General features: G+C 65.8%; 11 protein-coding genes. 5 read left to right on the top strand and 6 right to left on the bottom strand.

The genetic code is table 11. The annotated features are described in order from the left end of the window. Nucleotides 1–84 precede the first annotated feature (84 nt). Both mce and KNJ79_RS09730 read right to left on the bottom strand, forming a co-directional pair. Nucleotides 85–525, bottom strand: coding sequence for a methylmalonyl-CoA epimerase (gene mce / locus KNJ79_RS09735; protein WP_317153790.1), 441 nt, complete (start codon nt 523–525; stop codon nt 85–87). Nucleotides 526–628: 103 nt separating this feature from the next. Next, nucleotides 629–2161: an acyl-CoA carboxylase subunit beta gene (locus KNJ79_RS09730; RefSeq protein WP_317153789.1), complete on the bottom strand. Its 1533-nt coding sequence runs from the start codon at nt 2159–2161 to the stop codon at nt 629–631. Between the two features lie 125 nt (nt 2162–2286). Between KNJ79_RS09730 and KNJ79_RS09725 the strand changes: the two genes are divergently transcribed. Next, the gene (locus tag KNJ79_RS09725; protein ID WP_317153788.1) at nt 2287–3693 is read left to right on the top strand and encodes a helix-turn-helix domain-containing protein; all 1407 of its coding nucleotides are present in this window, start codon (nt 2287–2289) and stop codon (nt 3691–3693) included. Between the two features lie 114 nt (nt 3694–3807). On the opposite strand, the gene gor is transcribed toward KNJ79_RS09725, so the two are convergent. Further along, entirely contained in the window at nt 3808–5154 is a 1347-nt protein-coding gene (gene gor, locus KNJ79_RS09720) for a glutathione-disulfide reductase (RefSeq protein WP_317153787.1), read from the bottom strand. A gap of 207 nt (nt 5155–5361) precedes the next feature. Then, nucleotides 5362–6867, bottom strand: coding sequence for a glucose-6-phosphate isomerase (gene pgi, locus KNJ79_RS09715; RefSeq protein ID WP_317153786.1), 1506 nt, complete (start codon nt 6865–6867; stop codon nt 5362–5364). Between the two features lie 123 nt (nt 6868–6990). Here pgi and lepB point away from each other — a divergent pair, with 123 nt between their 5' ends. Genes lepB through KNJ79_RS09695 form a run of 4 tightly spaced genes read left to right on the top strand, consistent with a single transcriptional unit; the run spans nt 6991 to nt 9587 of the window. After that, complete coding sequence (gene lepB / locus KNJ79_RS09710; RefSeq protein ID WP_317153785.1) at nt 6991–7857, top strand: signal peptidase I; 867 nt, start codon at nt 6991–6993, stop codon at nt 7855–7857. Further along, nucleotides 7854–8537, top strand: a complete 684-nt coding sequence (rnc, locus tag KNJ79_RS09705; RefSeq protein WP_317153784.1) for a ribonuclease III — start codon at nt 7854–7856, stop codon at nt 8535–8537. Before lepB ends, rnc begins: the two co-directional genes overlap by 4 nt. Next, nucleotides 8534–9427, top strand: a complete 894-nt coding sequence (gene era, locus KNJ79_RS09700) for a GTPase Era (RefSeq protein WP_317153783.1) — start codon at nt 8534–8536, stop codon at nt 9425–9427. The genes rnc and era overlap by 4 nt, the downstream gene beginning before the upstream one ends. Nucleotides 9428–9440: 13 nt before the next feature. Next, on the top strand, nt 9441–9587 hold the full coding sequence (locus KNJ79_RS09695; RefSeq protein ID WP_317153782.1) for a hypothetical protein: 147 nt from the start codon (nt 9441–9443) through the stop codon (nt 9585–9587). On the opposite strand, the gene KNJ79_RS09690 is transcribed toward KNJ79_RS09695, so the two are convergent. After that, complete coding sequence (locus KNJ79_RS09690) at nt 9584–10669, bottom strand: alpha/beta fold hydrolase (RefSeq protein WP_317153781.1); 1086 nt, start codon at nt 10667–10669, stop codon at nt 9584–9586. The genes KNJ79_RS09695 and KNJ79_RS09690 overlap by 4 nt on opposite strands. 612 nt (nt 10670–11281) lie before the next feature. Further along, nucleotides 11282–13822 (bottom strand): type I DNA topoisomerase, encoded by a 2541-nt coding sequence (topA, locus tag KNJ79_RS09685; RefSeq protein WP_317153780.1) that lies wholly within the window; start codon nt 13820–13822, stop codon nt 11282–11284. Between the last annotated feature and the right edge of the window lies 1 nt (nt 13823).

Below are 13823 nucleotides of genomic sequence, written 5' to 3'. Positions count from 1 at the left end.
GTCATGCTGGACTTGATCCGGCATCCATCGCAGCAGTGAAGTCATGGACCCCGGATCAAGTCCGGGGTGACGATGAAATGAAGGTCAATGCGCCCCCTTCGGCGTCTCCATGATCTCGGTCAGCACCCCGCCCATATCCTTGGGGTGGACGAAGAAAATCGGCGTCCCATGCGCCCCGATCCTTGGGTTCCCGAGCACGCGCTTGCCCATCGCCTCGAACTCGGCCTTGGCCGCGTGAATGTCGGGCACCTCGTAACAGACATGATGCTGCCCCCCTTGCGGGTTCTTCTCCAGAAACCCTGCAATCGACGTGTTGCCGGGCAAAGGCTCGATCAGCTCGATCTGCGTCCCGTCCATCGCCCCGCCCGCACCCGGCGTATCGACAAAACACACCTTCACCCCCTGCTCGGGCAGGTCGAACGGCGCATGGATCTTCGTCGCGCCCATCACGTCGCGATAAAAGACGATGCTGTCGGCAATCGACGGCGTCACAACGCCGATGTGGTTGAGGCGGCCTAGTTTCATCTTAAAGTCTCTCCAATTTCGTCATGCCGGACTTGATCCGGCATCCATTCACCCGGCGCTGGAAGAATGGACCCCGGATCAAGTCCGGGGTGACGATGAGGGGTCACAGCGGAATATTATCATGCTTCTTCCACGGGTTCTCCAACTGCTTGTTCCGCAGCTTCCGTAGCCCCAGCGCGATCCGCCGCCGCGTCGAGTGCGGATAGATCACCTCGTCGATATACCCCCGCTGCGCCGCGACGAAGGGGTTGGCGAAGCGGTCCTCATATTCCTTCGTGCGCTCGGCGATCTTTTCGGGGTCGCCGATGTCGCTCCTGAAGATGATTTCGACCGCGCCCTTGGCGCCCATCACCGCGATCTCGGCGGTCGGCCAGGCATAGTTCAGATCGCCGCGCAGATGTTTCGACGCCATCACGTCATAGGCGCCGCCATAGGCCTTGCGCGTGATCACTGTGATCTTGGGCACCGTCGCCTCGGCATAGGCGAAGAGCAGCTTCGCGCCATGCTTGATGATGCCGTTATATTCCTGCGCGGTGCCGGGCAGGAAGCCGGGGACGTCGACGAAGGTGACGATCGGAATCTCGAACGCATCGCAGAAACGCACAAAGCGCGCGGCTTTCTTCGACGAATTGATGTCGAGCACCCCCGCGAGCACCAAAGGCTGGTTCGCGACGATGCCGATCGTCCGTCCCTCGATGCGCCCGAAACCGCAGATGATGTTCGCGGCATGCGCCGGCTGAACCTCGAAGAAATCGCCCTCGTCGACCGTCTTGCGGATCAGCTCGTGCATGTCATAGGGCTGGTTCGCGTTGGGCGGGATCAGCGTGTCGAGGCTCATCTCGGCGCGGTCGAACGGGTCGCTCGTCGGCCGTGCGGGCACGCCGGCGCGATTGTTCTCGGGCAGATAATCGAAGAAATCGCGGACGCTGAGCAGCGCCTCGATGTCGTTCTCGAACGCGAGGTCGGCGACCGAGCTTTTCGTCGTATGGGTGATCGCGCCGCCGAGTTCCTCCTGCGTCACCACCTCGTTGGTCACCGTCTTCACGACATCGGGGCCGGTGACGAACATGTAGCTGCTGTCCTTCACCATGAAGATGAAGTCGGTCATCGCGGGGCTGTAAACCGCGCCGCCAGCGCACGGCCCCATGATGAGGCTGATCTGCGGCACCACGCCCGACGCCAGCACATTCTTCTGGAACACATCGGCATAGCCGCCGAGGCTCGCGACCCCTTCCTGAATGCGCGCGCCGCCGCTGTCGTTGAGGCCGATCACCGGCGCGCCGACGAGCATCGCCTTGTCCATCACCTTGCAGATTTTCTCGGCATGGCGCTTCGACAGCGATCCGCCGAATACGGTGAAATCCTGGCTGAAGACATAGACGAGGCGGCCGTTGATCGTCCCCGATCCGGTGACGACGCCGTCGCCGGGGATCCGCTGGTCCTGCATCCCGAAATCGACGCAATCATGCTCGACATAGGTGTCGAGTTCCTCGAACGAGCCTTCGTCGAGCAGCACGTCGAGCCGTTCGCGCGCGGTCAGCTTGCCCTTGGCATGTTGTGCGTCGATACGCTTTTGCCCGCCACCCAGCGCGGCGGCGGCGCGGCGGCGTTCCATTTCGGCGATATTGGCGGACACTCGGCACTCTCCTGAAATAGCGGGGGCTCGTGTGCCTTCTTGTAGCGCGTCGTGCAAATGCGAATTTGCAAAGTTGCGAAGTTGGAGTTTGCAAACTATCCTCCCCGGCACGGGGAGGATTTGCGGTGCGCCAACGAATCTTTGCGGGAAATCGTCTCAAGGCGCTGCGCCTCGATCGCGGTCTCAAACAGGCCGAGTTCGCCGCGACGCTCGGCATCTCGACCTCCTACCTCAGTCAGATCGAGCATGACGATCGCCCGCTGACCCCGGCACTGCTCGACCGGTTGCAAAAGCTCTTCCCGCTCGAATGGGAAGAGGTCGCGAGCGACGCGGGCGACCGCCGCGCTGGCGCGCTGCGCGAAGCGGCCGCCGATCCGCTGTTTGCGGCGTCGCCTCTGCCCCCCGAACAGCTCGAACGCGCCGCGCTCCAGCAGCCGCAGCTCGCCGATCAGTTCGTCGCACTTCACGCGGCCTATCGCCGCGCAGGCCAGCGGCTTCAGATCATCGACGAAGCGCTGACCGGCGGCACCGCAGAGGGCAGCCGCCTGCCGTGGGAGGAGGTGCGCGACTGGTTTCACGACGCGGGGAACTATGTCGACAGCATCGACCGCGCAGCCGAGGCGCTGGCCGGGCAGCTGCGCGGACGGGCGCCCTCCCCCGCAATCGAGACGATCGAACGGCGGCTGCGCGAAGCACTCGGCATCTCGATCGTCTATCAGCAGTCGCAAACCTTGCGCGATTTCGACGCGACGATGCGTCATCTGGTGATCGACCCGTCGCAGCCGCCCGAAAGCCGCCGCTTCCAGCTCGCGCACCAGCTCGCCGCGCTGGCATTGACAAAGGAGATTGCGGCGGTGGTCGAAGCCTCGCCGCTGCGCACCGCCGCCGCGCGCCAGCTCCTCCACGTCGGGCTCGCCAATTATGCGGCGGGCGCGGTGCTGATGCCCTATACCCCGTTCCGCGCCAGCGCGCGCGCGGCGCGCCACGACATCGACCGGCTGCGGCTCGAATATGGGGTGAGCTTCGAGCAGGCGTGCCACCGCCTCTCGACGCTCCAGCGCCCCGGCGCGCGCGGCATCCCGATGTTCTTTTGCCGCGTCGACATGGCAGGCAATATCACCAAGCGCCACTCGGCAACGCGACTGCAATTCGCGCGCTTCGGCGGCGCCTGCCCGCTGTGGATCGTACACGAAGCGGCGGCGATCCCCGACCGCATATTGTTCCAGCTCGCCGAGACCCCCGACGGGCTGCGCTACGTCTCGATGGCGAAGGGGCTGGTGAAGCCATCGGGCAGCTATGCCCGCGCACCGCGCCGCTACGCCGTCGCGCTGGGGTGCGAGGCGCAATATGCCGCCGATTTCGTCTATGCCGACGGGGTCGATGTCGACGCTCCGCACGCCGCGACGCGCATCGGCTCCTCGTGCCGCATCTGCCCGCGCGACGACTGCGACCAGCGCGCCTTCCCGCCGAGCGACCGACCGATATTGGTGGACCCGGACCGGCGGGACGTGGTGCCGTACCGGATCGGGTGATCTTCTCCCCTCCCGCTTGCGGGAGGGGTCGGGGGAGGGCCTGTTCCAGAACGGAACGTGCGGAAGAGCCACACGCCCTCCCCTACCCCTCCCGCAAGCGGGAGGGGAGTCTCTCTACTTCAGCAACACCAGTTCTTCCGCCATGCTCGGGTGCAGCGCCACCGTCGCATCGAAATCGGCCTTGGTCAGCCCCGCCTTCACCGCGACCGCCGCCGCCTGCAATATCTCGGGCGCGTCGGGGCCGATCATGTGCAATCCGACGACCTGGTCGGTCGCGGCATTCACCACCATCTTGTAAAGCGCGCGCTCGTTGCGCCCCGCGAGGACATTCTTCATCGCGCGGAAATCGCTCGTATAGACGCGCACCGAACCGAGTTTGTTGCGCGCCTCGGCCTCGGTCATGCCGACCGCGCCGATCGGCGGGTGGCTGAACACCGCACTCGGGACATTCTTGTAATCGACAACGGTCGGCTGGCCGCCATAGACGCTATCCGCAAACGCCTGCCCCTCGCGGATCGCGACGGGGGTGAGCTGGATGCGGTCGGTGACGTCGCCGACGGCGTAGATGCTCGGCACCGACGACTGGTTGGTTTCATCGACCTTGATCGCGCCCTTCGCGTCGAGTTCGACCCCGACCTCCTCGAGCCCGAGCCCCTTGGTATTCGGCGCGCGGCCCGTGGCGACGAGCACGGCATCGGCGACGATCGGGTCGCAATTGTCCAAATGCACGGTCAGCGAGCCATCGTCATTCTTCTCGATCGACTGGAAGGGCGCGTTGAAGCGGAATTCGATCCCCTTGGTCATCGAAATCTGGAGCAGCCGGTCGCGGATCTGCTCGTCATAGCCGCGCAGGATCGCGTCGCCGCGGTTGACGATCGTCACCTTGCTGCCGAACTCGTTGAAGATGCCGGCGAACTCGTTGGCGATATAGCCGCCGCCCGCGATCACGATCCGCTTGGGCAAGGTTTCGAGGTGGAAGACCTCGTTCGAGGTGATCGCATATTCGCTCCCCGGAAATTCGGGAACGAAGGGCCAGCCGCCCGTGGCGACGAGGATGCGTTCGGCGGTCAATTCGGTGCCGTCGGCGAGCCGCACCTTCTGCGGGCCGACGATCGTCGCGCGGGTCTTGAAGACCTTGACCTTGTGGTTGTCGAGCGTCTGGCCATAGAGGCCCTCGAGCCGGTCGACCTCGCCGAGCACATTGTCGCGCAGCACATTCCAGTCGAACCGGCAGTCGGGCACGTCCCAGCCGAACTTGCGCGCATCCTTCAGATCCTCGGCGAAATGCGCGCCATAGACGAGCAATTTCTTCGGCACGCAGCCGCGGATCACGCAGGTCCCGCCGACCCGATGCTCCTCCGCCACCGCAACGCGCGCGCCGTGCGAGGCAGCGACGCGACTCGCGCGGACGCCGCCCGATCCGGCGCCGATGACGAAGAGATCATAGTCGAAACCGCTCATGGAAAACCCCTGAAGATTGCCGCGAGCATTCGCAGCCGACGCCTATGTGGTTACGCGGTAACGGCTTGCCAATCGAATTTTGCATTCAGTGTAAACACCCCGTCATTGCGAGGAGCCGAAGGCGACGCGGCAATCCAGGGCTGCCCAAGACCGCTCTGGATTGCTTCGTCCCCCGGAGTCCGGAGTCCTCGCAATGACGAACGGAGGTTATTCGCCCAGCGCCGCCTTCATCAGCGCCTGCGTCGCCGGATCGAATTCGACCGTGCCCTCGGCCAGCCCTTTCGCCATTTCCTTGCCGAGTTCGACCCCGAACTGGTCGAACGGGTTGATGCCGAGCAGCACGGCGTTCGCGAATACGCGATGCTCGTAGAAGGCGATCAGCGCGCCCAGACTATGCGGGCTCACCTGGTCGAGCAGGATCGTCGCCGACGGGCGATCGCCGGGATAGCTCCGCGCGCCGTCGTCGCTCGCGCGCCCGGCCATCAGCGCCGCGCCCTGCGCGATGCAATTGGCGACGAGCGTTTCATGATGCGCCTCGTCGAGCAGGTGATCGGGCTCGCGCGCGACGACGAATTCGACGGGCGTCAGATGCGTGCCCTGATGGAGCAGCTGGAACACCGCATGCTGCGCGTCGGTGCCGACGCCGCCCCAGGTGATCGCCGCGCTTGCCTGATCCAGCGGCTTGCCATCGAGCGTCACCGCCTTGCCGTTCGACTCCATCTCGAGCTGTTGCAGATAGTCGGGGAGCAGCCGCAGCCTTTCGTCATAGGCAAAGACCGCGCGCGTCTGGCAGTCGAGGCGATTGGCATAGATCTGGTCGACGAAGGCCGCGAGCAGGCAGACATTGTCGGCGCCGTCGGCGAGGCGGAAGTGACGGTCCATCTCCGCCGCGCCTTCGAGCAGTTCGGCAAAGGCATCCCAGCCAAGCGCGAGCGCGGCGGGAAAGCCGATCGACGACCAGAGCGAATAGCGCCCGCCGACGGTCTCGCTGAACGGCAGGATGCGCGTCTCGTCGATCCCCCACTCCATCGCCTTTTCGGGGTTGGCGGTCAGCGCGATGAAACGCCCGGTCGGGTCCTCGACCCCCGCCTCCTCGAGCCATTGCAGCGCCGACGCCGCGTTGAGCAGCGTCTCGGTGGTCGTGAAGGTCTTCGATGCGACCGCGACCAGCGTGTGTTCGGGGCTGAATTTCGCGAAGGCCTCGCTCAGCGCCGCGCCATCGACGTTCGACACCACCGCGACGTCATAGCGGCTGTTGTGCCGCCCGAGCGCGTCGACGAGCAGGTCGGGACCGAGCGCCGAGCCGCCGATACCGATATGGAGCAGGTGGCGGATTTCGCCGAATGCGCCGGCCTCGATCGCGTCGACGAGCATCCGCATCCGCTGGTGCAGCGCCTGCGCGCGGTGGACCGATTCCGGCGCCCCCTCGCCGCGCTCGGCGCTATGCTCGGCGGCGCGCGCCTCGGTCGGGTTGGCGATGCCGCCCGAAAACAGTGTCTTGCGCCGCCCGGCGAAATCCTGCGCTGCGGCAAGGTCCGACAGGATCGCGACCGCGGCTTCGTCGAGGTGCGTCTTGGCGAAATCGAAGCGGATGTCGGCGACACTGCGCACCGTCGCCTGCAACCGCGCATCGGGATCGGCCGCGACGAGATCGGCAATCTTCTGCGGTTTCCAGTCGGCGAGCGCCTGCCAGGCTTTTGCGGCGGTGGTCATCGGACTTCCTTTGTTATCCGTTGGAGATGTCGCGCCCTCTTTAGGACCGCCGCCGCGCCCTTGCCAGCGCCGTCCGCCGATATTTGCTTGACGTGCAGACCTATTCGTCGCCAATGCCGCGCCATGACCGACGCCAGCGCTACCGCCGACAGCTCGCCCACCCCGGCCCCTGTTTCCGCCAAGGAAGAGGCGGTCGACACGGTCCGCTTCCTCGCCCTGCTGGCGATCGCGGTGCTGATCTTTCGCAGCTTCTTTCTCTCGCCGTTCAACATTCCGTCGGAATCGATGCAGCCGCGCCTCCTGATCGGCGACTATCTGCTCGTCAACAAAATGGCCTATGGCTATTCGAAGTTCAGCCTGCCGTTCAGCCTGCCGCTGATCCCGGGGCGCATCTTTCCGCGCACTCCCGAACGCGGCGACGTCGTCGTGTTCAAGGCGCCGCCGGTCAACGACAATGACTATATCAAGCGCGTCATCGGCCTGCCCGGCGATACGATTCAGGTCCGCGGCGGCATCGTCTGGCTCAACGGCAAGCCGCTGAAGCGCGAGAGGATGGCCGATTTCGTGATTCCCGTGACGCAGAATATGATCGACGCGTCGCGCACCAACGGCACCCTGCCCTGCTATGCGATGCAGTTCGAGGAGATCGGCGCGAACGGCGAGCGCCAGTGCCGCTATCCGCGCTTCAGGGAAACCTTGCCCAGCGGCAAGAGCTATGCGGTGCTCGACATCACCTCGATCCCTGAGGACGATACGCCGCTGATCACCGTGCCCGAGGGACATCTGTTCCTGATGGGCGACAACCGCGACCGCAGCGCCGACAGCCGCTTCCCGGCGATCGAGAACCAGGGCATCGGCCTGGTCCCCGAAAAGAATCTGGTCGGCCATGCGCTCGTTTCGATGTTCTCGACCGACGGCTCGGCAAGCTGGTTCAATCCCGTAAGCTGGTTCACCGCGGCGCGCTGGGAACGGCTTGGGGAAGGCTTTTGACGGGCGGCGTTTCCGCTGAAACCATCGCCGCCCTGACCGGGGCCGAACCCCGCGACCTCGCGCTCTACCACGAAGCGCTGACCCATGGCAGCAGCGGCGCGGGCGATTATCAGCGGCTCGAATTTCTGGGCGACCGCGTCCTCGGCCTCGTGATCGCGTCGGAGCTGTTCCGCCGCTTTCCCAAGGCGGCGGAAGGCGAACTTTCGTCACGCCTTCACGCGCTCGCGTCGGGCGAAACCTGCGCGCGCATCGCGCAGGCGCTCGACCTCAGCGCGCACGTCCGCTTCGGCGCGCAGGCGATCGGCGACGGCGGGCGGCAGAGCGACAATATCGCCGCCGACGTGCTGGAAGCGCTGATCGGCGCGCTGTGGCTCGACCTTGGCGAGGACGCCGCGCGCGCTTTCATCACCGACAAATGGGGCGACATGATCGAGGGGCAGGTCGCCGCGCCCAAGCACCCCAAGGCGGCGCTGCAGGAATGGGCGCTGGCGCGGAAGCGCAGGCCGCCCGAATATCGCCTCGTCCGCCGCGAAGGCCCCGACCATGCCCCGCGCTTCCGCGTCGCGGTGAGCATCGGAAAGCTCGCCGAGGCGGAGGGCGAAGGCGCGTCGAAACAGGCGGCCGAAAAGGCCGCGGCGGCGGCGCTGCTCGAACGATTGATACAGGACGACATAAAATGACCCAGCGCTGCGGCTTCGTCGCCGTCGTCGGCGCGCCCAATGCGGGCAAATCGACCCTCGTCAACGCGCTCGTCGGCCAGAAGGTCGCGATCGTCAGCCCCAAGGCGCAGACCACGCGCACGCGGCTGATGGGCGTCGCGATGGCGGGCGAGACGCAGATCATCCTGATCGACACGCCGGGCATCTTCGCGCCGACCCGCCGGCTCGACCGCGCGATGGTTGCGGCCGCCTGGGGCAGCCTCGAGGAAGCCGAGGCGATCCTGGTGATGATCGATGCCGCCGCGAAGCTGAGCGGGCGCGTCGAGCGCGTGCTCGAAGGTGTCGCGGGGCGGCCCGAGAAGAAATATCTCGTCCTCAACAAGGTCGACCTGACCAAGAAGGACAAGCTGCTCACCATCGCGACCGAGCTCAACGCCAAGCTGCCGTTCGACGAAACCTTCTTCGTCGCGGCGAGCAGCGGCGACGGCGTGCCCGAGCTCAAGGCGCATCTCGCCGCGCTGATGCCCGAGGGGCCATGGCATTTTCCCGAGGACGAGGTCAGCGACGCGCCCGAGCGCATGCTCGCCGCCGAAATCACGCGCGAACAGCTCTATCGCCAGCTCCACGAGGAGCTTCCCTATCAGTCGACGGTCGAAACCGAACTCTTCAAGACGCGCCCCGACGGCAGCGCCGAAATCCACCAGCAAATCTATGTCGCGCGCGACAATCAGCGCGCGATCGTACTCGGCAAGGGCGGCGCGCGCATCAAGGAAATCGGCGCAAGGGCGCGCGCCGAACTCGCCGAGTTGATGGGGCGCAAGGTCCACCTGTTCCTGCACGTCAAGGTCAAGGAAAATTGGGACGAGGACCGCAGCGTCTATCGCGACATAGGGCTCGACTGGGTCGATTGAGGCCGGGCTGAGCATGATCGAGTCGGATCGAGACACACCGCTTCCCCTCAATAGCGTCATTCCGGCGAAGGCCGGAATCTCGCCCTCGCATTTTCTCAGCAGCGGCGGGATTCCGGCTTTCGCCGGAATGACGATCAAGATGAATGCTGCTTTGCTCTAAATCCGCCGGCAATCGTCGGGCGGCGCCTCTCCATCGAAGCGCGCGCCGATCCACGCCAGCGTTTCGATCACGCTGTCCTTTGCACTCGCGCCATGCGCAGTACCGGGCATCTCGAACCACCGCAGCTTCGTCCGTTTGCGGCACACGGCCTTCGCGAACTTGCGCGTGACCGCGGGCGCGACGATCATGTCCTTGTCGCCCTGCGCGATCAGCAGCGGCCCCGGTACGCGCGCCGGATCGACGCTATTCGCGCGCGCAAAGGAGCCGAAGGGCTCGATCCTCCCGATATCCTTGCTGCGCGTCGCGCGCGCGATGGTCAGGATACCGAGGATGGTGCCGAGCTTCGGCTTCTTGTTGAAGCTGACGCAGTTATTCTCGGCAAGGCGGTGGATGATGCCCTGGTTGGTGCGGTTGGCGACGCTGTCGAGCGAGAAGCCGTAGAGCGTCGACCAGCTATGCAGCGCGAAGGAGAGCAGCAGCGCGCGCGCATTCTTGTCGCTGCCTTCGCGCAGATTGGCGGCAAGGTCGGTCGGCGGCGCCGCCGCGGCGGTGCCGACGAGCGTCAGTTCGGGGGCATAGGAGCGCGCCGCGATCGCGGTCCACAGCGCGGCATGACCGCCCTGCGATTCGCCCCAGACGGCGAAGCTGCTTCCTGCCGCCGCGCCTGGTATTGCGCGCGCCGCGCGCACCGCGTCGAGCACCGCCTGCGCCGTGTCGGTGCCGACCAGAAACGGATGCATCGTCGGGCTGGCGAGCCCGATATAATCGGGCGCGACGACGACATAGCCCGCGCGCACCGCGTCCATCCCCGCCGAATAGGCGAAGAAGTCCGGGCTGAGCGAAGGCGCGCATTTTTCGGCGACGCCCCATGCGCCGTGCGTCCACGCGATCACGCGGCGCGGGCGCGGCGGGATCGCCTCCATCGGCGCGGCGACGATGCCGGTGACCTGGAACGGCGCGCCCTCCCCGTTCGCGGTCCAGTAACGCACGCGCCACGCCTGCACGCCGGGCGGCGCTTCCGGCATCGGGTCGGCGGAGATCAGCGTTCCGGGCTGCTGCGCGGCGGCGGGGATGGTAGACATCGCGAAGAGGGCGAGCAAAGCAGCGAGCAAGCGGCGCATCGAAATACCTCCCGATGCGGCACTCTAACATGCTCGAATATGGCGGTCATCCAGGTTTCGCCAGGATGACGGCTTTCGAGTGGGAGGCGACGTAACAGATCCTCCCCGCTTGCGGGGAGGGGGACCGCCGAAGGCGGTGGAGGGGGTCATCGTCCTGAGGCAGCGCCTGCGCGAGGACGCCACCCCCCTCCGTCAGCCCCTGCGGGGCTGCCACCTCCCCGCGAGCGGGGAGGATCGTAACGCTCTCCCAAGCGGGCATCGCCTTCAAAAAAGCCTTTCCTACATTATCCGGCTGTGCCAGCCTTCACCCGGCTCTTTCATCCGGTGGATAAAAGCGGTTGCTGTCCAGCTCGCGCGTGCGGCCGCGGCGAGGCGCGCGCGATGCGTTCGGCAATCCTCCCGGTCCAGATCGGGGGACGCAATGGGCTGAACTTTCCTGAACTTTGGCCTGAGCTTTGGAATGTCACGCGGCCCCTGCGCCGGCCGGATCCAACCCGCGACGACGCAAGAAGGCCATGGCGGTTCACCACCCCAAAACCGCCATCGGCCTCGGTTTGCGAACCATATAGCCGCCTATTTCTTAGACGCAGCTTTCTTCGCCGGCGCCTTCTTCGCGGCAGCCTTCTTCGGCGCCGCCTTCTTCTTCCCCTTCGCCGGTCCCTTCGCCGCCTTGGCGTCGATCAGTGCGACCGCTTCCTCGGCGGTGAGCGCGTCGGGTTCGAGCGTCTTGGGCAAGGTCGCGTTGGTGGTGCCGTCGGTGACATAAGGACCGAAGCGCCCAGCCATCAGCTTCATCTCGCCGCCGCTCACCGGATGCGCGCCAAAGGTCTTGAGCGGCTCGGCCTTGGCGCGCCCGCGTCCGCCGCCGTTCGCTGCATCGGCGATACGCGCGACCGCGGCGTTCATGCCGATCTCGAAGATTTCGGCGGTGCCGGAGAGCTTCGCATATTTGCCGTCGTGGAGCAGATAGGGGCCATAGCGCCCGAGCCCGGCGACGATCGGCTTGCCGCTTTCGGGATGCACGCCGACCTCGCGCGGCAGGCTCAAGAGCCGCAGCGCATAATCGAGGTCGAAGTCCTCCGCCGCTATGTCCTTCGGGATCGACGAGCGCTTCGCTTCCTTGCCGTCGCCGAGCTGAATATAGGGGCCGAAACGCCCGCTGCGCTTGGTGACCTCGAGCCCGCTGTCGGGATCGGTGCCGAGCGTCTCGGGGCCGTTGTCGCCGCCATTTTCGGTTCCCCCCGGCTGCGCGAACTTGCGCGTATATTTGCACTCGGGATAGTTGCTGCACGCGATGAAGGGGCCGAAGCGCCCGCCGCGAAGCGCGAGCCGCCCGGTGCCGCAATTGGGGCACAGGCGCGGGTCGCTGCCGTCGCCCTTGTCGGGGAAGAGGTAGGGGCCGAGGAATTCGTCGAGCGCCGCGGTGATCTCCGACGGCTTCTGCTCCATCACCTCGCCGGTGCGCGGCTTGAAATCGCGCCAGAAGCGGTCGAGCACCGCCTGCCACTGCGCGCGGCCGCCCGACACGTCGTCGAGTTCCTCTTCGAGCCCGGCGGTGAAGTCATATTCGACATAGCGCGCGAAGAAGCGTTCGAGGAATGCCGTCAGCAGGCGCCCGCTCTCTTCGGGATGAAAGCGGTTCTTCTCGACCGTGACATAGGCGCGGTCCTTCAGCACCTGCAGGATCGAGGCATAGGTCGACGGACGCCCGATGCCGAGTTCCTCCATCTTCTTGACGAGGCTCGCCTCCGAATAGCGCGGCGGCGGCTGCGTCTCGTGCCCTTCGACCTCGACCCCGGTCTTGGCGGGCGCATCGCCCTTGCCCATAGCGGGGAGCAGGCGCGCGTCGTCGTCTTCCCCATTATCGTCGCGGCCTTCGTCGTAGAGCGCAAGGAAGCCCGGGAACTTCACCACCTGCCCGGTCGCGCGCAGCATCGTCTTGCCGGTGCCGTCGGTCAGGTCGACGCTCGTGCGTTCGAGCCGTGCCGACGCCATCTGGCTCGCCAGCGCGCGCTTCCAGATCAGTTCATAGAGCCGCGCATGGTCGCCGCTGCCGACCTTGTCCTTGCCAAAATCGGTCGGCCGTATCGCCTCATGCGCTTCCTGCGCATTCTTCGCCTTGGTCTGATATTGCCGCGGCTTGTCCGGCACATAGCCGCCGTCGTAGCGGTCGGCGATCGCCCTGCGCGCCGCGCTGATCGCGCTGCCGTCCATCTGGACGCCGTCGGTGCGCATATAGGTGATCGCGCCGTCCTCGTAGAGATTCTGCGCGACCCGCATCGTGTGGCTTGCCGAAAAGCCGAGCTTGCGTGCGGCTTCCTGCTGCAAAGTCGAGGTCGTGAAGGGTGGCGGCGGGTTGCGGGTCAGCGGCTTGGTTTCGACCGCGTCGACAGTGAAATGCCCCGCTTTCACATCGGCTTCGGCGGCGCGCGCATCGGCTTCGGTTCCGATCGACAGCCGCTCGATCTTGTCGCCGCGCCAGCGCGCGAGGCGCGCCTTGAACGGCGTGCCGTCCATCTCGAACAGCCCGGTCACCGACCAATATTGCTGCGGCACAAAGGCTTCGATCTCGCACTCGCGCTCGACGATCATGCGCAGCGCGACCGACTGGACGCGCCCCGCCGATTTCGCGCCGGGCAGCTTGCGCCACAGCACCGGCGAAAGGGTGAAACCGACGAGATAGTCGAGCGCCCGGCGCGCGCGATAGGCGTCGATCAGATCGTCGTCGAGCCCGCGCGGATGCGCCATCGCGTCGGTCACCGCCTGCTTGGTGATCGCGTTGAAGGTCACGCGCTCGACAACCTGCGGCAGCGCTTTCTTGTTGCGCAGCAATTCCTGCACATGCCAGCTGATCGCCTCGCCCTCGCGATCGGGGTCGGTCGCGAGGATCAGGCGGTCGGCCTGCTTCGCCGCGTCCTGAATCTCCTTCAGCCGCTTCGCCTTGTCGGGATAGAGCTGCCACTGCATCGCAAAGCCGTCGTCGGGATCGACCGACCCGTCCTTGGGCGGCAGATCGCGCACATGACCATAGCTTGCCAAAACCTTGAAATCGCGGCCGAGATATTTCTCGATCGTCTTCGCCTTGGCCGGCGATTCCACAATTACCAACTGCATG

The organism is Sphingopyxis indica, assembly GCF_032879645.1.
Lineage (GTDB): Bacteria > Pseudomonadota > Alphaproteobacteria > Sphingomonadales > Sphingomonadaceae > Sphingopyxis > Sphingopyxis indica.
This window is presented reverse-complemented; position numbering and strand designations above follow the sequence as displayed.